This window comes from Oceanirhabdus sp. W0125-5 (genome assembly GCF_027938815.1).
Lineage (GTDB): Bacteria > Bacillota > Clostridia > Clostridiales > Clostridiaceae > Oceanirhabdus.
The window spans coordinates 2,263,660-2,284,316 of sequence record NZ_CP115913.1 but is presented as its reverse complement, the minus strand read 5'-3'; the positions used below and the strand labels follow the sequence as shown (position 1 = coordinate 2,284,316).

Genomic DNA, 20,657 nt, shown 5'->3' with positions numbered 1-20,657 from the left:
ATATAATTTAATATACAGCAATTTTGTAAGGTGATATATTTGAATTGGACTCATTCTTCAAAACTTATAAATAAAAAAAGCTATATATCTGCTATTATTACACTTACATTTTTAATGATAGTTTCAGGGATGTTAACTAAAATCATACCGTCAGGTAAGTATATTAATAATACTTTTCAATATATAGAAAAAGAACCCTATCCTGTATGGCGTTGGGTTCTTGCTCCATTTGAAGTTCTTGTTAAGGGAAATTCTTTTGTTATAATAATGATAATATTTTTTCTCCTCTTAGTAGGCGGCTCCATCGCAGCTTTAAAAGAAGCAAAGATACTTCAGTTTCTTATAATGAATATATCAGAAAAGTTCAGTGAAAATAAAAAACTCTTGATATTCGTATTATGCTTTCTCTTTATGAGTTTAGGAGCATTCTTAGGAATTTTTGAGGAGATAATTCCTCTTATTCCTTTCATAGTATTGCTTTCTTGGTCTCTAGGATGGGATACCTTGATGGGTTTAGGATTATCTCTTGTATCATGCGGCTTTGGTTTTGCATCTGCAGTCTTAAATCCTTTTACAATAGGTGTTGCTCAAACTTTAGCTAATGTCCCAATTTTTTCGGGTGCTTTATTAAGAATATTAATATTCTTAATAACCTATCTTATTTTAGTTACATTTTTAATAAATTACTCTAAAAAACTTGAAAAAGATAAATATTCTTCTCCCGTTTACTTTCAGGATTTAAAAAGTAAAGAATCATATAATATAGTTGATTATTCTCTTCTTAATAATAATGATAATTTTAAAAAAGCAGTAGAAAACTTCTTATTTTTTATGATGATACTGTTTGTATTAATCATACTACCATTTTTTATTAAAAGTTTTTCAAACTACACTTTGATACTCATATCTATTAACATCTTAGCTGCGTCAATAACCACTTGTTATCAAACTGGCATGAGCTTTCATGATATACTCAAAATCATATTTAAAGGCATGCTTGCTCTTTTACCAGTCATACTATTAATCTTAATGGCTTCAAGCATAAACTACATCATAACTACAGGTGGAATACTTTACACACTTATATTTTATTGTTCAAAAGCAATTAATTCAGCTCCACCAATTTTATCAATACTTATAATATATTTAATTGTACTTGTACTAAATTTTTTCATTAGTTCTGGATGCGCAAAAGCATTTCTTATTATCCCACTTTTAGTACCACTTGCAGAAGTTATAGGTGTAGATAAACAGTTAATCATCCTTGCATTTCAATTTGGTGATGGCTTTAGTAATATAATCTTTCCAACAAATGCAGTACTTCTAATTTCATTAGGTCTATCAAATGTAAGCTATTCAACTTGGTTTAAGTGGCTGATCAAATTACAGCTGCTTATGTTAGGAGCCACCTCCCTCCTACTTTGTTTAGCTTACTTTATAGGATATAAGTAAAAGCACGGGAAACCGTGCTTTTTAAAACAAACGTAAAATCTATTGACTCTTACGTTTCGTGATAGTGTATATTCATATTACAAAGGGGATGATAACATGAATATTACACTAATACGTTCAGATGATATTTACAAAAAGATGATGAATTCACCAAAGGAAAAACGAGATGACATTTATCGTTATGAAATGATGGAACCATTTAAATTCAAGTGGGAGTGCATTAATGTTCCAATTAAAGCAAAACAAAAGGGTGGTTATGATGTGGTTATGGCAAGCAGCATGCTTGGTTTCTTATCACCATCAGAGGTAGATGAAACCCAAAAAGAAAATATTGATTTAATTTCAAAGGATAGCTTATGGAAAATTTGTGAGAAGACTATTCAAAATTCTTTAGAACTTTTTACAAAAGCAGGGTATGAATTGCCAGTAAAAGACTATATGTTTTCAATTCTACTTGGCAACCCCAAAAGTCCATATGTATCATTGAATGAAGGTTACTGTGGAGATGGAGGTATACCTGGATATATGTTTGTGTCTCTTGTTCCCAATGAATACACTATTAGCAAACTACCTGTTGCTTTAGCTCACGAATGTAATCATAATATACGTTGGCAATTTGAAAAATGGAATATGAATATCACATTAGCAGATATGATGATAAGCGAAGGACTTGCTGAAAACTTTGCTACTTCAATGTTTGGTGAGGATATGATTGGACCTTGGGTAAGTAAAACTGATATAGAAACTCTAAATAATGATATTAAACCAATCATTAAAAAAGGCTTATATTCAACAGGATTTGAGAATATAACAGCATATCTCTATGGCGATGAAATGGCACAACTTCAAGGCTATTTTCCTGTAGGACTTCCCTATTGCGCAGGTTATGCTTGTGGTTATCATATGATTAAGCACTATCTGAAAAAAACAGGAAAATCAATTGTAGAAGCTACATTAACACCATCAAGTGAAATTATTAAGGAAATAGAGGATTTTTGGGATGAAGAGTCAGCTTAAAAAGATAAATGGAACCTAATAAAAGGTTCCATTAAAATCACTATCTTATCAATTTGTTTGTTAAAGAAAGTCTATATGAACAAAGAATAACCCTTTATCCAAGGAACAATAAGATTAAAATTTCTCGGAGAGAAATGTCAATCATTCTCCATTATCCATTTTACATTCTCCATTACGCTTTTATTCTGTACACTCTTGCTTCATAAGGTCTCAACTCAACAATTCCTTCCTTAAGAAGATCAAAATCCTTTACTCTACTTTCATAGTTCCATAAGACAAGTTCACAGTCATTAGTTACTAGGTCTTTATCCTCTATCTTAGGCTCTCCATCAAAGAAATTAACAATAATTAAGAACTTCTCTCCATCTAATTCACGTATATATGAGTAAATTTCTTCATGCTCTCTTCCTATTTCTTTGAAGTCACCATATACTAATGCTAAATTTTCTTTTCTTAACTTAATTAATTTTTTATAATAATTTAAGATAGAATTATCATCTTTAAGTTGCTTTTCGACATTAATTTCTTTATGATTCACATTTGCTTTAATCCAAGCTTCTCCACTTGAGAATCCAGAATTCTTACTGTCATCCCACTGCATTGGTGTTCTTGAATTATCTCTAGATGTATTGTGTAATCCTTTTAGGTAGTTTTCTTCTGATACTAGTCCTGATTGTACAAAATCTTTGTGTCTATTAAATACGGATATGTCCCTATAATCCTCTAATTTGAATGTTCTATCATTTGTCATTCCAATCTCATCACCATAATATATAAAAGGTGTACCTTTTTGAGTTAATGGTAATGTAGCTAACATTTTAGCAGATTCAACGTGATATTCTTTATCATTCCCAAGTCTTGATACTGTTCTTGTTGTATCATGATTTGAATAAAATAAAGGACACCATCCCTCACTCTCATCTCTCATCTGCCATCCACTCATATTTTTCTTTATATCATCAATTAAATCTATCTTACATGTTTCCCATGGTTCCTTACCTCTTCCTACACTATGCATATCAAAGTGGAAAGTAAAATCAAGTTCCTTCTTATCAACTCCAGTATAAACATGAGCATTATGATATCCAATTCCACCAGTCTCTCCAATTACTACATGCTCTTCTTTAAACACATCGCTCTTTAATTCTTTAAGATAATCATGTACCTCTGGTAGATTTTGAACATATTTAATAAAGTCTCCGTAAACTTGACCTTCTCTAACCTCTCCATCTGGGAAGTTCTCATCCTTTCCAAGATGATTAATAGCATCCATTCTGAAACCATTAACACCTTTGTCAATCCAGAATTGAATCATGTTTTTAATATCTTTTCTTAAATTTTCATTTTTCCAGTTAAGGTCTGGCTGCTTTTTAGAGAATAAATGTAGATAATACTCACCTACTTCTTCGTCATATTCCCATGCACTACCTCCAAAGAATGAGCCCCAGTTATTAGGTACCTGACCATCCTTCCCTTTATGCCAAATGTAATAATCTCTATACTTGCTATCATCAGATTTTCTTCCCTCAACAAACCATGGATGTTCATCTGATGAATGGTTAATAACAAGATCCATAACAAATTTCATATCTCTTTTATGTATTTCTTTTAACATATAATCGAAATCTTCAAGAGTACCAAACTCGTCCATAATATCTTCAAAATCACTTATATCATATCCATTATCATCATTAGGAGATTTATTTATTGGGTTCAAATATATAATATCAACACCTAAATCTTTAAGATAATCTAATTTCTCAACTATTCCTTTAATATCTCCAATACCATCTCCATCTGAATCCTTGAAACTTCTAACATAAATCTGGTATGCTACCCCTTCTTTCCACCATCTTCTGTTCATTGAATACCCTCCTAAACGGATTAATTTAATTTTATGCAAACGCTTTCATTGATTGTATTATATCATTTTTTTCATGTCTTCACAACTTGATTCATATTGTACAAAGTATTGGCTACATAGTATTTGATATATTCCTATAAAATAGTTATAATATAGTAATATTTGCTTTTATTCGCATTAACTTTTATTAAGTAATTGATTAGGATTACATTACTTCGGGGGGGATTACAATGAATGTATGTATTTTAATGGGCAGTATGAAGAAAAATGGGAACACTGAAATGTTATCAAGACCATTTGTAGAACAATTAAAATCTCAAGGAATAAATGTTGAGTATATATGGCTTAGTGATAAAAATCTTCAACCATGTAAAAGCTGCTTTGTTTGTCAAAGTACAGAAAATATACCTGGTTGCTCAATTAAAGATGATATGGAAAATGTTTATAAAGCAATTCTAAATTCTGATTGTATAGTTTTCGCTACTCCAATATATTCTTGGTTTTGTACAACACCAATGAAAATCGTTATGGATAGGCTTTTCTGTATGAATAAATTCTATGGAAATACTAAAACTCATTATGGTTTATTAGAAAATAAAAAATGTGCTATTATTGCTACCTGTGGCTATGAAATTGAACAAGGAGCAGATTTGTTTGAAGAATCATTAAAGCGTTTCTCAAATCATTCACATCTTGATTATTTGGGAATGTTAGCTGTTAGAGATATTAATGGTATTTGTGATTTTGAAACTGAGGAAGTTATTCAGCAAGCAAAAGAATTTGCAGTACATATTTATAATGCATGTACATAAATATAACTTTGTCTAAATTAACCCATTACTTTTTCAACATTTTCTTAAAAAAGAGAGTTATGTTGTGCAGAAAAAACAAAACTCAGGCGTATGTTTGTCCGCCTGAGTTCGTTTTTTAAACATCTTTAAAAAAGAGATATATCCTCAAATCTTATTAATATTTTATAACTACTGCTTCAAATGGTCTTAACTTCATTTCATCTTCTACTTCAATATCTTTATAGTTAGAAATAAAGATTTCTCCATTTCTTCCTTTAAACTCTTCTGGTATGTGGTAACTAACCTCTTCACCTTTAAAGTTCAGAATTACAAGTAGAGTTTCCCCTTCCCACTCTCTCTTATAGCAATAAACTTTTAAGTGATCTTTATCAAACTCTGTAAACTTACCATAAACCATTACCTCGTTATCTTTTCTTAATGAGATAAGCTTTTTATAGTAATAGAATATTGAATCCTTATCCCCTAATGCATTTTTCACATTTATCTCTTCATAATTAGGATTAACCTTCAACCAAGGAGTTCCTGTAGTGAATCCACCATTCTCACTGTTATCCCATTGAATAGGAGTTCTTGCATTATCTCTTCCCATTCTGTACACACCAGCCATGAAATCTTCTTTCTTCATGATTCCACCTTTAACAAGCTCATCATATGCATTTAATATTTCAAGGTCTTTATAATCATTTATATCCTCAAACTTAACGTTTGTCATACCAATCTCTTCTCCTTGGAATACATATGGTGTACCTTTCATAGTATGAAGCATTGTAGCTAACATTTTTGCTGATTCAACTCTATATTTTTTATCATCACCGAATCTTGAAACCATTCTAGGTTGATCGTGATTGTTAAGGTATAAACTATTCCATCCATCATCCTCTAATTCTACTTGCCATTTTGTCATTATTGTTTTGAATTCAGGAAGTTCCCAATGTTTATAATTCCACTTAGGTCCATCAGTATCTATTCCCATATGTTCAAACTGGAATAACATATTCATCTCATTTCTGTTCTCACCAACATACTCTTTAGCCATATCAGGAGATACTCCTGGACACTCACCAACAGTCATAACATCATACTTTGATAGAACCTCTTTATTCATTTCCTGAAGGAATTCATGAATTCTAGGTCCATTTAATGAATGTGCCCCAAAATCTCCATATAACGCACCTGGCCAAACGTGTCCATCAGGTAATCCTGGTACTTTACTAATAAAGTTTATAACATCCATTCTAAAACCATCTACACCCTTATCAAACCAGAATTTCATCATATCATAAACTTCTTTTCTAACCTTCTCATTTTCCCAGTTAAGGTCAGGTTGCTTTTTTGAGAACAAATGTAGGAAATATTCATCAGTTGTCTCATCATATTGCCAAGCACTTCCACTGAATACAGATCCCCAGTTGTTTGGAGGGTTACCATCCTTACCTTTTCCCCAAATGTAATAATCTCTATATGGATTATCTTTTGACTTTCTTGATTCAACAAACCACTCATGTTCATCAGAACTGTGATTTACAACTAAGTCCATAACAAGCTTAATTCCTCTTTCATGCATTCCTTCAAGAAGTTCATTAAAGTCTTCCATTGTTCCAAATTCATCCATAATATTTCTATAATCACTTATATCATAACCCATATCATCATTAGGAGATTTATATACTGGATTTAACCATACAATCGAAACTCCTAATTCTTTTAGATAATCTAACTTTTGAATAACTCCTCTGATATCACCTATACCATCACCATTTGAGTCCTTAAAACTTCTTGGGTATAATTGATAAACTACCCCTTCTTTCCACCATGTCTTTTTCATAATGTTTCCTCCTATATATACTAAATAATCTACAATAGTTTTCTTTTTGTCTTAGTTAATAAACTGAGATAATACAATTTCTAAACTTTAGTTGAGCTTACTTATGAAAAAGTATACAATATATATTATGTATTGATAATATATCAAACTGACTTTTTTTATACAAAACCGACTTTTGAGGTGATTTTATGTTTTTTGAAATTGATTTAAATATAATTCCTAAAGTCAGATATATCGGTCATGTAACATATAACTTTCCATGGACGCATTTTGAAAGATCAATAGATGAATTTATTTTATATATAATTGAAAGTGGCGAAATGTATATTGAGGAAGATAACAAAAAATATCACCTTCTTCCTGGGGATTGCTTTTTATTGGAACCAAATAAACTTCATAGAGGATTTAAGGAAGCTTGCTGTTCATACTACTTTATTCATTTTAAACATTCTTCATTATCTACATCCTCACTTAGTAAGGACAATATTTGTGACTACTTATTAGAAGAAAGAACTAACTCCTTGTCATCAGATATATTTAGTGAATCAATATCAACAAGCTATAATTCCTATTACCCTAAGATTTTCACTATAAAGAATGAAACATTATTCTCAGAAATATCCTCAGTTCTTACTTCTGCAATTGATTATTATAATAGTAAACTAGAGCACTATAAATTGACTTCATCAATTAAGCTTTTAGATGTTCTACTATTAATTATTAAAGAATTTGTTTCTGATGAAAAAAATCTTGAAATTTATAAGAGTCCAAAGAGTTCCTATTTAACTAACTCACTATTAAATTATCTTAATAGAGAGTATCTAAGTAAAATAACTAGTGAACTTATAGAAGCAGAATTTGAATTGAATTATGACTACATGAATAGAGTTTTTAAAAAAAATACAGGTTATACCATTAAGAATTACGTAAATGTGGTTAGAATAAATAAGGCAAAGGAAATTTTAGCTACAACATCTTGCAAAGTACGTGAAGCCGGTTATCTTGTGGGGATTGATAATCCTTATTATTTTAGTCGTCTTTTTAAGCAAATAACAGGTACTTCACCTTTAGAATATATAAAAAGTCTGAATATTAAATAAGGGGGTGCATTTATTGATTCAGCTTACCGAGAAAGATATTATAAATAACTGTCGTAGTATAACATACAATCGTGGTTCAGAGTACTATTCCAAAAATAATGTGTCCTTTATTTCATCTGATTTAATAAAGAATAATTATGATATGAATGTAGTTAATATTGATGCTGCCGTTTGGGGTTCTTACGGTTCTTTATATGATGTTGTAATTTCCTTTAATGAAAGAAAACGATTTCTCCATTTATACTGTGATTGTGAGTACCATCACTCAACAGGTGATATGTGTAAGCACATGGTTGCAGTACTTTTAAAATACATTAATAATAATAAAGATAAATTCACAATTTTTAAAAACCCTGTTGATAAGTCTTCAAGATTTCTTGATATTGTTGAAAATGAACTTCATGGAATAACGTATAAAGATAAGTTATCTCTTCAGGTGAATTTAAAAATTGTTAAAACCAATTATGAAACTCTTTTTTCAGCTGATTTAAAAGTTGGATTGAAAAAACTCTATGTTGTAAAAGATTTGTCACAATTCTTATTTAATGTTAAAAATAAACTTCCTTTAGAGTTTGGGAAACTCTTTAACTACGATCCAAGCACTCAGGAATTTACAAAGGAAGATAGAGCAATTATTGATTTTTTCATTGAACTGGATGAAATTAACTCTCAATATATTAGCGTTCCATATAACTATAGGATTGTCCGTGGTAAAAGTGTTGTTATTAATGAAAGAAGCTTTAAACACTTACTTGATCTCTTGCACACTAAATCCTTTAATGGTGATTTTTTTAATGTAACTATTGATAATATGTCTATCTTTAAAGAAAAATTACCTTTGAGTTTTAAGTTATATAGAAGTAATAACAATTTTGTTATTAAGAATGATGAGGACTTGCCTATTCCTTTGATTTCTGATCATAGTTATTACCTTTTCGATGGCAATGTTTATTGCCCTCCTGATAGTCAAATAAGAATCTTTAGGCATTTTTATAACAACTTCAAAGAAAAAAATGAAATTACCGTTCCTGAAAAAGATTATAATCGCATAAGTTCAGTAATTTTCCCTGCTATAAGTGAACTATGTACAGATGTTAAAGTTCATAAAGATATTAAAGAAGAGATTAATACCTCTCAACTATCAACTTCCCTTTACTTAGATAAGGAAGGATATTCTGTTAGTTGTAGAATTAAGTTCTCTTATGGGGAAGAAAGCTTCAATCCTTTTAGTAAAAAGAAGAATATTGGTATGATCTTCAGAAATATGAATAAAGAAAAGAATATCATTGATTCTCTTAAAAGTATAGGGTTTTCAATTATGAAAAATGAACGACTTTTTATGGACAATGAAGATGATATCTTATCATTACTTAAGAATAGCTTTGATACTCTTCAGAAAGATTGTGAGATCTATTATTCTGATAGTTTCAGGAATATGAAGGTTTACGGAAATACCAGAATTAATTCTCAGGTACGTATTAATGACGAAGATCTTTTAGAATTTTCATTTAATATTGAAGGTGTTGAGGCTACAGAACTTAAAAACTTAATTTCATCTATTAATTTTAAGAAAAAATATTTCAGGTTAAAAGATGGAGGTTTCCTAAATCTTGATAATGAAGATACCCAAGCTTTCTTTAATAACCTTCAATATTTAGGAATTAATGAACGTGATTTTAAAAGAGAAAGCTTTATACTTCCAAAATACAAAGCAATTTCCATGAAAAGCATTCTAGAAGATAATGAACTTGTAGACTTGAAATTTGATAATAATTATAGAGAACTTATGATGAAGATTAACAACATAAACAATGAAGAATTTCCAGTACCTGATTCCTTATCTAATACACTTAGGGATTATCAGAAAACAGGATTTTCATGGTTTAACACACTCGCCTCATGTGGTTTAGGTGGAATATTAGCGGACGAGATGGGTTTAGGTAAAACACTTCAAGCAATATCATTTATACTTCATGAGAAAGAAAATAATGTAAAAGCACCTGCCCTAGTTGTTGCTCCAACATCACTTGTTTACAACTGGGAGAGTGAGTTTAACAGATTTGCAAAGGAATTGAAAACTTTAGTTATTTCAGGAAATAAGAAAAAAAGATTATCTCAAATTGACTGTTTGGATGATTATGATGTTGTTATAACATCATATCCATTGATGAGATCTGATATAGAAGAATTAGAAATGAAAACTTTTTCATCTTTCTTTATAGATGAAGCACAGTTTATTAAAAATCATGCTTCTATGAGCGCCCAGGCAGTGAAAAGGATAGGTGCAAGTGTAAAATTTGCCTTAACTGGTACACCTATTGAAAATAATCTTAGTGAATTATGGTCAATATTTGATTTCATAATGCCAGGTTATTTAAACTCATATACAAACTTTAAAAATCTATATGAAACACCAATTTCAAAAGAAAAAGATGATTATATTCTTAAAAGACTTAATACAGTTATTAAACCATTTATCTTAAGAAGACATAAATTAGATGTAATTGATGAGCTTCCACCTAAAATAACACAGGAATTTGTAGTTGAACTCACTGATGAGCAGAAAAAACTCTATTCTTCATTTGTTGAAGATTATAAGAATGAACTTGATACTTCAATTAAAGATGTAGGAGTTAATCAGAGCAAATTCAAACTTTTAGCTATTCTAACTAGGTTAAGGCAGATATGTTGTGACCCTTCAATTTTTATTGAAGATTATAAAGGAGAAAGTGCTAAAATAACTGCTCTTTGTGATATTGTAGAAAGCAGTCTAGAGGAGAATCACAGAATTCTTATCTTCTCTCAATTTACATCTATATTGAAAAATATCAGAGATAAATTCACGGAACTTGGTATATCATCTTTCTACCTTGATGGCTCAACACCTAGTGAAGAGAGATTGAAGCTTGTTAATAGATTTAATGAAGGGGAAAATGATGTGTTCCTAATATCATTAAAAGCTGGTGGTACTGGACTTAACCTTATAGGTGCCGATACTGTTATCCATTTTGACCCTTGGTGGAATCCAGCTGTAGAATCTCAAGCTACAGATAGAGCTCATAGAATTGGTCAAGTTAAAACAGTTGAAGTTATAAAACTTATTACCAAAGGAACTATAGAAGAGAAAATAGCAAAACTCCAAGAGAAGAAGCAGGAATTATTTGATAATATTGTGGAAAATGCTTCTGATAATAATATTTTAAAGTCTATGAGCGAGAGTGATATTAGAGACCTGTTTAGATAAAAATATTAAAAGCACTTCATTATGAAGTGCTTTTAATATTTTATTTGATTTTTACACGAAGATTGTTTTTTTCAATTTTAAATTCTTTAAAAACACTTAATCTAAGTTTTTCCACATTTTCTTTACGATAAAAAGATAATTTAGCTTTTTTTTCATGTTTATAAAAATTATTATAAGCCAATTTTCCTATTCCAAATTCTTCAAAGTAAAATATACCCTCTTCATGTGATAAGGTAACAATACATCCTCCATTTTCTAATTCTTCAAAATCCACAAAATTAATAATAGTTTTATAAGAATCACATACTGTTCTCTCAGAAAGATTTATTGTAAGAGGTTCTTCATATCTTTCATAGTATGTTATAAAAATATATTCTATATATAATTCTTCTGATTCACTAAAGTAATTACTATCTGTTGTTACAATATAATTTACTTCTGATTCTTCATTCTCATAATCAATCACATTTGCCTTCATCATCAATGTTCTATATTTGCTCTTACCATCACTTAATACAAAGTTAATTGCTACCATATTATGATCGAACTGTGATTCATCCATTAGATTATCAACCTTAAGCCTAAATTCATTACTTATAGGTCCTATACCTAATTCTAAAAGAGTTATTTTAAACTTTTCATCTTCATATATTTTTTTATTAAATTCTATTGTACTCTTTTCAAATGGTATATGTTCTATTGGAAACTCCAGATTAAATGAATTTACATTTTTTATATTATAAGGTGATGTAATCTCTTCATATTTTTTCTTCAATGGAAAAAGATTTACTGATAACTTTAGTTTTTCCACAAGAGAGATATTAATATCATCATCAGAGAAACCAAATTTTTTTATAGATCCACTTACATAATACACACCATTCTTAAAACTTTTTTTTATTCCTGAATCCTGTATTCCATTAAACCCATCGATATAATTATTATTCTCATCTAAAAGCTTATATTTATTTATTATATAATAATCCTTTTTACTCCTTGTTTCATAATAAATAACAATCCCTTTGTCATCACTTACATAGCCATTAACGATAAATTCCACATTATCATTTTGACATTTTACATTAACATTTTCTATAAATCCCTTTTCCTCTAATACTTCTAATGATTTAGTCCAATGAAAATATTTAAAGATACCCCCAATACCCGGTACTTTTTGAATTTCATCTGCTATTGTAGGAGATAGGTTTCCAAGAGTAACAATCGTTATCATAAATGCAACCAAAGACTTACATACCTTACCTACCCCACTTTGATATCTTCTTTTTCTAACTCCCTTTGAAATATATGCCGAAATATTATCTGGAACTTTGATATCATCTAAGGCACTTTTTATATTATTATTGTAATTCTCTTTCATCTTCAAGCCCCTCCTTAAACACATTTCCTAGTAATTTAATACCTTTATACAACCATGTTTTCACAGTATTCTCAGGACACTCAAGAACCTCACCAATATCTTTTAGCTTCATATCTTGATAGTATCTAAGAATAATAACCTCTTTATATGGGCTGTCAAGATTCTGAACACATTCTTGAATATATAATTTATCTGCATTTGATAATCCTTCAATACAAGAATCATCATCTCTGATTTCACTAAACATAATGACTTTTTTCCTTTTCTTCATCTCATTCTTGCAATAATTTATAAGAACCTTTACTAGCCATGCTTTTTTATTCTCTATCTTTTTAAACTTCTTTATATTCTTATATCCCCTATATGCAGTTTCTTGAACAGCTTCCAATGCATCCTGTTCATTTCCAAAATAACTGTATGCAATTCTATAAAGTATCTCTTTATTCTGTTCAATCTCTTCAATAAAAGATTTCTTCCACATACTATTTCACTCCCTTCATCCATACTGCAGCATTTATATCAATATTAATATTTTCACCCTTATAACAATTCAGAAAGGTAAAAAGTTTTAACTTTTTAAATTTTTTTCAATTTTTATTATAAATTACATTGTTAGTAATTAAAATAGATAAAAAAAGACTAAGATTAGCTTTATTACTTTCCACTAATCTCAGTCTTCAGTATTATTTTATCTTCATATTACATTCAAAAATTCCGATTTCTTTAATCTCAGTTACTCTAAATTCATAATCCATCACATCTTTATCTGCATAAATTAAATATTTCATTATGGTATCATCTTCTTTATCCAGTATACATTTATACTTTTGCCACATTACAGGATCAATCAACATTTCAGCATCATTTTTCCATCTTAAATCCATCTTCCAAGCACCTATTTCTTCATCATAACTCACTTTAATTATATCAACAAATTCCTTATAAGTTTCATTAACAGTTTTATTAACAAAATCAATTTTCAGGGTTTCCTCCAATGTGATACTTTGATTAATAGTAAATGAAGTTATATATAATTCTTTAACATCATCAAAAAATATACTTTCAAATTTAAACATACCATCTTTCTCCTTACCTCTTGGGCTTGAAAAACCAAAAGAACGATAGTTCTTAGTTCCATTGGTTAAATTCATATTCCATAAGTAATATCCATTTAATTCACTATTATTACTCTTAAATGTTATCACAGTTGAGAAAGGATTAATCTCCAAATTACCTAAGATAAACTCTATATCATCAACTTTGAGAGATTTATCTATATTAATTATCTCTGCAACTTCTTTCTTATACTCATTCATATCAAATTCAAAACATACATCATACTTCTTAACATTAGATTTATACTCCATTTTTTTATTATTTGTTATATCATTATCCCATAAAGTATCTAACTCATCTTTACTCCATAGATCGAATGCTAAAATCATCTTATCTCCATCACTTTTTAATAATCTATCATGAAATCCTGGATTGAAAACTCCCTTGACTACATATTCCCCATTCTCATTTTTTGAAAACTGCCGCTGATTAATATTAAGTCTACCGGTTTCCCAATTAGTCCCGTACTTATTGCAAAATCTATAGCTCCCAATATCAAAATGCCCTATTTTACTTTTTATTTCATAAAATATTATAGCCTCACAGTCGTCATAAGCAACATTATTTATAGTAATTATAATATCATCAACTTTCTTCTCAATAATTTTATTATCATTAGATTTCTCTACTTGACTCTTATCAATATTTCTATACTTATAAAAAGAAGCATAAATATCTCTTAATACAGGAATGAAATCCAATTGCTGAGCCAATGTCTCTGAAAAAAATCCTCCACCTATAAAAATAACCAATGCAACAGTTACGATTTTTTGTGATAATACAATTTTGCCTCTTCTTCTTCCTTTTTTTATTCCTCTTTGAATAAATTCATCTGCTCTATCTGGAGTGTGTATACCATCTACATTTATTTTTTCATCTTTATTACCCCACATTAGTATTATCCTCCTCCATTTTATTTCCTAACATCTTAATTCCTCTATAAAGCCATGTCCTTACTGTATTTTGAGATTTGTCCAACTTAATCCCAATATCTTTTATTTTCATATCTTCAAAGAATCTTAACAATATAACCTCTCTATATGGCTCCTTAAGATTCATAATACATTCTCTAATATATATCTTCTCCTCTTGTGATAACCCTAAATTTATCTCTTGATCATTTTTTATTTGATCAACTGAAACTATTCTTTTCCTCTTTTTAATCTCATTAATACAATAATTAGTGGTAATCTTGATAAGCCATGCTCTTATACACTCCAAATCTTTTATACTCTTACGATTCTTATATGCTCTAAAAGCGGTTTCTTGTAATGCTTCCAGTGAATCATCTTCATTTCTAAAAAATTTGAATGCTACACCATAGAGCACAGACTTATGTTTCTTAATTTCTTCATAAAGCTCATCGCCACTTAGTTTCTTTTCTTTTTTTCCAGAGCTCATATTAATCTCCTTTCTTGACTAGTCATCCTATTATCTTCACATGTGATAAATCAAATTACACTAGATAGACAGTTTACTTATTTAAAAAGTTTCACTTGTTACCATATTTTTTTATAAATGTTATAATAATCTGATTATATTGCAATTTTACATAATTTAAAATAATGATTTCTTATATGGAAAACCATTGTTTTTTATTAAGAAAAATAGCTAGAAGTTAAACACTTCTAGCTATTTTCCTTAAATTTTATTTAATTTCTATTAATTCATCTTTGAAAGATAAAAATTCACTTTTAATTAACCCTATACCTTTAGCATATTGTTCAACTCTATACTCCCCATCACTTAAAAATGTTATTACTTCGACTACATCTTCAACCAAACCTGCTTTAGTATATACTTTTTCTCCTACGCGAGTAATCATTGATATAGATCTTTTATATGAATCATTAACCCAACTTGTTCCTATTTGAATTGGTTCTTGCAAAACAATCTCATTTCTATTACTAGACTGTTCCCAATGATTAACATCAACTATTTCACTTGTATATATTACTTTCAGCTTACCTTGATCAAGTGAATACTTACAAGCAATTTCCGCCCCTGTACTTTTACTTATTCCTATGAACATATTATCTTTCACTTCAATTATCTCTCTTGTGAAACCACCATTTTCAAATCCACCACTATAAATATACGTCTTGCCTAATTCTCCTATGAAATCAGCTACTGTATAATTTGCTTTCTTAATTAAATCTTGTCTATAAATTATATCTGGAATATTAACATGGTCTAATACAAGTGGTTTGCCTTCATACAAAAACTTCACTCCATCTATCCATTGCCCAGAATATTCTGGTTGTAGAAAAGTTAATTTCAACCTTGCTTCCGTAGCTCTACCACCAGCACTTCCTCCAAAATATTTACTCATCCACATGCTAACTTTCTCTTTATTATTACTATCTTTCTCTTTTAAATTGATTATAGCTACACTCTTTCCATCTACCTCTATTATTTCCTCAATAGTTATATGCCCTTCAGTAAAATAGTTGTTCTCCATATATCTTGCCAGTACGTCCATATTTTTTTCTAAATCATTTGAAGAAATTATAGGCATCCATGAAATAATCTCAGTAAAATCAGTATCTATATCAAATCCATATATAGGAATAATATTGATTTGATTATTACTTGAATTTATTGTTGTAGATAATATTTTAAATAATTCATCATAATCTTCAAAATTACTCAAAGTCATAATTTCTTTATCTCTAGAAGTCATATCTGCTTTGAGTTTGTCCAATTCTGTGGTTCTTTCCTCAAGAAGCTTCTTTAATTTCTCATTCTCATTTTTTAACTCATCCAAACTTAAATTTAATTTTTCTTTTTCCTTTTGTGCCGTTTCATTATCTTTCTTTAAACTATCAAACTCTTCTTTAACTTTGTATATTTTAATAGGCTCTTCTACAGTAACAACACTGCTATCATTGCATCCACTAAATAACGACATTATTACTAAAGAACTAAATATTATACTTAGAACTTTTTTTCCTTTCATAACTAAACTCCTACCTTATAATTTGTATATACTATCAAAATACGATACTAACATTAAAATCATCTTATCAATTAATGTACGAATTCCCTTGAAAATTTAAGGGGTAAAACTTTTATGTAAACTCTGGTATTTATTCACCTTGCTTAAAAACATTTCATTCTTAATAATCAATAAACATTATCTATATTGAATATTTTAACTTATAATTTTAAGAATTAATTTACAAAAAGGTTAAAATGTTTATTCAAACTCATTTCTTCTAATAATACAAATATATACCATTTATTATAAATCGTCAATTTTAAAAATTTTTTTTAATATATTGCTTAGGAGTAAGACCATATTTATTTTTAAAAAGTCTGATAAAATAAGAAATATTCTCATATCCAAGATCATATGCAACCTCTGTTACATTCTTTCTTTTCAATAATTCCATAGCTTTAATCATCTTAACTTCTTTTATGTAATCCTTAGCACAAACCCCCATAGTATTTTTGAAAAACAAAGAAAATGAGCTTTCTGACATATCTACACATTTTGATAGTTCTTTAACAGATATTGATCTATATATATTGTTATTGATATAATTTATAACCTTATTTATTGGTAAATTATTATCATTTAACTGAAGGATTCTGTCTAATCCCTTAACCTTTAATAAATTATAAGTCAGTTCTTGAGCATGAAGATCTATTAAAAATTCCTTATTTGATTCCTTACTATTTGTTATATCAATTATCCTATTTATATTCCTATGTAAATCATCATTCCCATTACCTAAAAATAGTTCATATTTATTTTCAATAACTTCAGTGTTAAACTCATAATTAATCTTATCTGATACTTTATTTAAAAGATCATTGTTAAGCTCAAAAACAAGAGCTTTAGTTGGCTTTTCTATAAACATTTCTACATTTGACTCAGGTGGTAATAAAATAAATTTATCACTTTTATATGTTATTTCATCCCCGTTGTTTATTTTAACTCTTTTTTCCCCATCAATTATTGTACATAACCTGTTATACTCATATGATTTATAATTCCCCTTATACATTGCTTCAAAATCATAATATAAAATTCTTAAATAATCAGTTTCAATTCTATTAAGCAATTCAAGCTTTCGGTCAAAACATTTAAGCATCTAATCCCCCACATTTCGCAACTTTCTATTTCTTTTTACTTTATTTTCACTTTTTCGTGCTATTTTTTTTAAAAATGAGTTAGTTTTTATTATAGATTTACTATATATTTTAAATAGATGATAAATTTTTGTCAAATAGGAGGAGATATTTATGAGTAGTTTTAAATTTTATATGCCATCGTTAAACGTAATGGGACCTAAATCATTACAAGAAGCAGGGGCTGAAATCAAATGTCTAGGATTCAAGAAAGCTTTAATCGTTACAGATAAAGTTCTTGTTGATATTAAATTAGTGGAAAATTTAACAAAGGTTTTAGATGATATAAATATTGAATATGTAATTTTTGATGGTACTCAACCAAATCCTACAGTAGGAAACGTTGAAGCTGGATTAAAACTTATAAAAGAAAATAATTGTGACTTTGTTGTATCATTTGGAGGAGGATCTCCACACGACTGCGCTAAAGGTATTGCACTTGTAGCAACAAATGGTGGGTCTATTAAAGATTACGAGGGTGTTGATAAATCTGCTAAGCCTCAACTGCCATTGATAGCAGTAAATACTACAGCTGGTACAGCTAGTGAAATGACAAGATTCTGTATCATTACAGATGAAGAAAGACACATAAAAATGGCTATCGTTGATAAGAACACAACTCCAATCATGGCTGTTAATGATCCTTTATTGATGGTTGCTATGCCTAAATCTTTAACTGCAGCAACTGGAATGGATGCTTTAACTCATGCTGTTGAAGCTTATGTATCAATAGCTGCAACTCCAATAACTGATGCTTGCGCTATAAAAGCAATAGAGCTAATTTCTGAGAACTTAAGAGCAGCAGTTGAAAATGGTTCTGATGAAAATGCTAGAGATAAAATGGCTTATGCTGAATTCCTTGCTGGAATGGCATTCAACAATGCTAGTTTAGGATATGTTCATGCAATGGCTCACCAATTAGGTGGATTCTACGATCTTCCTCATGGAGTATGTAATGCAGTATTATTACCACATGTACAAGCTTATAATGCTCAAGTATCTCCTGAGAGATTAAAAGACGTAGCAAAAGCTATGGGTGTAAACGTTGAAGGAATGACTGCAGAAGAAGGAGCTAAAGCTGCTATTGATGCAATCAAAACTTTATCTTCAGATATTAAAATACCAGCAGGACTTAAGGAATTAGGTGCTAAAGAAGAAGATTTCGAAGTATTAGCTACAAATGCACTTAATGATGCTTGTGGTTTCACAAATCCTAAGCAAGCTACTTTAGAAGAGATAATCGATATATTTAAAGCGGCACTATAGAAAAAAAGCATGCGTTGGCATGCTTTTTTTAGTTGAAAGTTGAAAGTGGAAAGTTGAAAACGTAGGATGTTTTGCTTTCGCAAAACTACATCTTATTGTTCTTTAGAACAAGATTGTTTAACTCATTTTATCCAAAGATAAAATATTGTATTTTAAGGTACAATGTTTTATTCTTAAAATTAAAGGTTCTGCCCCTAAAGGCAGAACCATCCATCATTCTCCATTATCCATTCTCAATTATCCATTTGTTTTTACACGATTGCTGTTTGTTCTAAAATATTATTAGGAATATGCTTTCCTAATTCGTCCATCACTTCATTTTCTTTAAAAATATCCATTGGAATTGCTTTGGTTACATTTTCACTTTGAAGTATAAGCAGCAATTCACCTGATTCTCTTCCAAGTTTTACATACTTAATATCTTCCCATTTCATATTTATTTTGTCGTATACAAGATTACAATCTATTCTATCTCCATCCATATCTATTTGTGCGTTCATAATTAATTTTATATAATTCCTAGAGCTCATGTACTCCAAAGCAAGTAGCCCTACTGGTATTAAAAATAGAAGAGGTTGCTTTAAGTACAAACCAGGAATTAATAATAGACAATTAATCACCATTATTTCAATAATTTTGTCTTTTTTAGCTTTGAATACATGTTTCATATGAATCCTCCTCGTTAAAATTATCAGAAAATTTAAAATTTTCCCTCATTTTAATTATAACACATATATCCTAAACTTACTATATATTATTGTAAAAAATACTGTTTTTTACAGTACTTTTTTCTAACGTCCTTTATACTTATTCTACACTCTGTATCATCGATTTTTATACATCTCTTGAACAACATCCAATAATATGATCATTAACTAAACCAACTGCTTGCATATATGAATAAACAGTTATTGATCCTAAAAATTTAAAACCCCGTTTCTTTAAATCTTTTGCTATTACATCTGATAATTCGGTCATTGCTGGTAATTCAGAAATATCTTTCAACTTATTTATTAGAGGATTACCCCCAACAAATCTCCATATATAATTATCAAAACTCCCAAACTCCTGTTGTATTTCAATAAATCGTTTTGCATTATTTATAGAAGCCTCTATTTTACGCCTATTTCGTACAATCCCTTCATTCTTAAGTAATTCATTTATCCTTTCCTCAGAATACTCACACACTTTATTCACATCAAAATCATCATAAGCTTTTCTATAATTTTCTCTCTTCTTTAATATTGTTATCCAACTTAATCCCGATTGGGCTGACTCTAAAACTATAAATTCAAAATGCACTTTATCATCATGTACTGGCTTCCCCCATTCCTCATCATGATAATTTATATAAATCTCCTCATCTCCTACCCATTCACATCTTCTCATAATCATATCCTCCAGTTTATTTTAATGACTCAAAAATATAATCGCACATTCATATAT

Annotated in this window: 16 protein-coding genes; 6 read left to right on the top strand and 10 right to left on the bottom strand. The window is 29.2% G+C overall.

Annotated elements, in window-relative coordinates:
- The first annotated feature begins 39 nt into the window (after window positions 1-39).
- Together OW730_RS10605 and OW730_RS10600 are read left to right on the top strand one after the other, a co-directional pair.
- Window positions 40-1,452, top strand: a complete 1,413-nt coding sequence (locus OW730_RS10605) for a hypothetical protein (protein WP_271228991.1) — start codon at window positions 40-42, stop codon at window positions 1,450-1,452.
- 96 nt (window positions 1,453-1,548) lie between these two features.
- Complete coding sequence (locus OW730_RS10600; RefSeq protein ID WP_271228990.1) at window positions 1,549-2,469, top strand: DUF2268 domain-containing protein; 921 nt, start codon at window positions 1,549-1,551, stop codon at window positions 2,467-2,469.
- Window positions 2,470-2,641: 172 nt separating this feature from the next.
- On the opposite strand, the gene OW730_RS10595 is transcribed toward OW730_RS10600, so the two are convergent.
- On the bottom strand, window positions 2,642-4,333 hold the full coding sequence (locus tag OW730_RS10595; protein ID WP_271228989.1) for a glycoside hydrolase family 13 protein: 1,692 nt from the start codon (window positions 4,331-4,333) through the stop codon (window positions 2,642-2,644).
- A gap of 230 nt (window positions 4,334-4,563) precedes the next feature.
- Here OW730_RS10595 and OW730_RS10590 point away from each other — a divergent pair, with 230 nt between their 5' ends.
- On the top strand, window positions 4,564-5,145 hold the full coding sequence (locus OW730_RS10590) for a flavodoxin family protein (protein ID WP_271228988.1): 582 nt from the start codon (window positions 4,564-4,566) through the stop codon (window positions 5,143-5,145).
- A 154-nt stretch (window positions 5,146-5,299) separates the two neighbouring features.
- Here OW730_RS10590 and OW730_RS10585 read toward each other — a convergent pair whose 3' ends face one another.
- Window positions 5,300-6,970 carry a glycoside hydrolase family 13 protein gene (locus tag OW730_RS10585; RefSeq protein WP_271228987.1) on the bottom strand — a complete coding sequence of 557 codons (1,671 nt, stop codon included), beginning with the start codon at window positions 6,968-6,970 and terminating at the stop codon, window positions 5,300-5,302.
- A 188-nt stretch (window positions 6,971-7,158) separates the two neighbouring features.
- On the opposite strand from OW730_RS10585, the gene OW730_RS10580 reads away from it, so the two are divergent.
- Window positions 7,159-8,070, top strand: coding sequence for an AraC family transcriptional regulator (locus tag OW730_RS10580; RefSeq protein ID WP_271228986.1), 912 nt, complete (start codon window positions 7,159-7,161; stop codon window positions 8,068-8,070).
- Between the two features lie 13 nt (window positions 8,071-8,083).
- Window positions 8,084-11,314 carry a DEAD/DEAH box helicase gene (locus tag OW730_RS10575; RefSeq protein WP_271228985.1) on the top strand — a complete coding sequence of 1,077 codons (3,231 nt, stop codon included), beginning with the start codon at window positions 8,084-8,086 and terminating at the stop codon, window positions 11,312-11,314.
- 40 nt (window positions 11,315-11,354) lie between these two features.
- On the opposite strand, the gene OW730_RS10570 is transcribed toward OW730_RS10575, so the two are convergent.
- The 6 genes from OW730_RS10570 to OW730_RS10545 all read right to left on the bottom strand — a co-directional run bounded on the left by OW730_RS10570 (window position 11,355) and on the right by OW730_RS10545 (window position 17,908).
- Window positions 11,355-12,692 (bottom strand): DUF4179 domain-containing protein, encoded by a 1,338-nt coding sequence (locus tag OW730_RS10570; protein ID WP_271228984.1) that lies wholly within the window; start codon window positions 12,690-12,692, stop codon window positions 11,355-11,357.
- On the bottom strand, window positions 12,673-13,173 hold the full coding sequence (locus OW730_RS10565; protein ID WP_271228983.1) for a sigma-70 family RNA polymerase sigma factor: 501 nt from the start codon (window positions 13,171-13,173) through the stop codon (window positions 12,673-12,675). The genes OW730_RS10570 and OW730_RS10565 overlap by 20 nt, the downstream gene beginning before the upstream one ends.
- Window positions 13,174-13,375: 202 nt before the next feature.
- Complete coding sequence (locus tag OW730_RS10560) at window positions 13,376-14,701, bottom strand: DUF4179 domain-containing protein (RefSeq protein WP_271228982.1); 1,326 nt, start codon at window positions 14,699-14,701, stop codon at window positions 13,376-13,378.
- A complete protein-coding gene (locus tag OW730_RS10555) occupies window positions 14,691-15,209 on the bottom strand; it encodes an RNA polymerase sigma factor (protein ID WP_271228981.1) in 519 nt (172 codons plus the stop codon). The genes OW730_RS10560 and OW730_RS10555 overlap by 11 nt, the downstream gene beginning before the upstream one ends.
- A 247-nt stretch (window positions 15,210-15,456) precedes the next feature.
- Window positions 15,457-16,767: a hypothetical protein gene (locus tag OW730_RS10550; RefSeq protein WP_271228980.1), complete on the bottom strand. Its 1,311-nt coding sequence runs from the start codon at window positions 16,765-16,767 to the stop codon at window positions 15,457-15,459.
- A gap of 301 nt (window positions 16,768-17,068) precedes the next feature.
- A complete protein-coding gene (locus OW730_RS10545) occupies window positions 17,069-17,908 on the bottom strand; it encodes a helix-turn-helix domain-containing protein (RefSeq protein ID WP_271228979.1) in 840 nt (279 codons plus the stop codon).
- A gap of 151 nt (window positions 17,909-18,059) precedes the next feature.
- On the opposite strand from OW730_RS10545, the gene yiaY reads away from it, so the two are divergent.
- Window positions 18,060-19,211 carry an L-threonine dehydrogenase gene (yiaY, locus tag OW730_RS10540; RefSeq protein ID WP_271228978.1) on the top strand — a complete coding sequence of 384 codons (1,152 nt, stop codon included), beginning with the start codon at window positions 18,060-18,062 and terminating at the stop codon, window positions 19,209-19,211.
- A gap of 251 nt (window positions 19,212-19,462) precedes the next feature.
- Here the strand turns inward: yiaY and OW730_RS10535 are convergent, their stop codons facing one another.
- Both OW730_RS10535 and OW730_RS10530 read right to left on the bottom strand, forming a co-directional pair.
- Window positions 19,463-19,879, bottom strand: coding sequence for a hypothetical protein (locus OW730_RS10535; protein ID WP_271228977.1), 417 nt, complete (start codon window positions 19,877-19,879; stop codon window positions 19,463-19,465).
- 166 nt (window positions 19,880-20,045) lie between these two features.
- Window positions 20,046-20,606 (bottom strand): DNA-3-methyladenine glycosylase I, encoded by a 561-nt coding sequence (locus tag OW730_RS10530; RefSeq protein ID WP_333781273.1) that lies wholly within the window; start codon window positions 20,604-20,606, stop codon window positions 20,046-20,048.
- Between the last annotated feature and the right edge of the window lie 51 nt (window positions 20,607-20,657).

Bases quoted from the DNA above. Each gene is read 5' to 3' on its own strand.
- OW730_RS10570 (WP_271228984.1), bottom strand. From the start codon at position 12,692: ATGAAAGAGAATTACAATAATAATATAAAAAGTGCCTTAGATGATATC.
- OW730_RS10535 (WP_271228977.1), bottom strand. From the start codon at position 19,879: ATGAAACATGTATTCAAAGCTAAAAAAGACAAAATTATTGAAATAATG.
- OW730_RS10555 (WP_271228981.1), bottom strand. From the start codon at position 15,209: ATGAGCTCTGGAAAAAAAGAAAAGAAACTAAGTGGCGATGAGCTTTAT.
- OW730_RS10545 (WP_271228979.1), bottom strand. From the start codon at position 17,908: ATGCTTAAATGTTTTGACCGAAAGCTTGAATTGCTTAATAGAATTGAA.
- OW730_RS10595 (WP_271228989.1), bottom strand. From the start codon at position 4,333: ATGAACAGAAGATGGTGGAAAGAAGGGGTAGCATACCAGATTTATGTT.
- OW730_RS10550 (WP_271228980.1), bottom strand. From the start codon at position 16,767: ATGAAAGGAAAAAAAGTTCTAAGTATAATATTTAGTTCTTTAGTAATA.
- OW730_RS10580 (WP_271228986.1), top strand. From the start codon at position 7,159: ATGTTTTTTGAAATTGATTTAAATATAATTCCTAAAGTCAGATATATC.
- OW730_RS10600 (WP_271228990.1), top strand. From the start codon at position 1,549: ATGAATATTACACTAATACGTTCAGATGATATTTACAAAAAGATGATG.
- OW730_RS10560 (WP_271228982.1), bottom strand. From the start codon at position 14,701: ATGTGGGGTAATAAAGATGAAAAAATAAATGTAGATGGTATACACACT.
- OW730_RS10590 (WP_271228988.1), top strand. From the start codon at position 4,564: ATGAATGTATGTATTTTAATGGGCAGTATGAAGAAAAATGGGAACACT.
- OW730_RS10530 (WP_333781273.1), bottom strand. From the start codon at position 20,606: ATGATTATGAGAAGATGTGAATGGGTAGGAGATGAGGAGATTTATATA.
- yiaY (WP_271228978.1), top strand. From the start codon at position 18,060: ATGAGTAGTTTTAAATTTTATATGCCATCGTTAAACGTAATGGGACCT.
- OW730_RS10565 (WP_271228983.1), bottom strand. From the start codon at position 13,173: ATGTGGAAGAAATCTTTTATTGAAGAGATTGAACAGAATAAAGAGATA.
- OW730_RS10585 (WP_271228987.1), bottom strand. From the start codon at position 6,970: ATGAAAAAGACATGGTGGAAAGAAGGGGTAGTTTATCAATTATACCCA.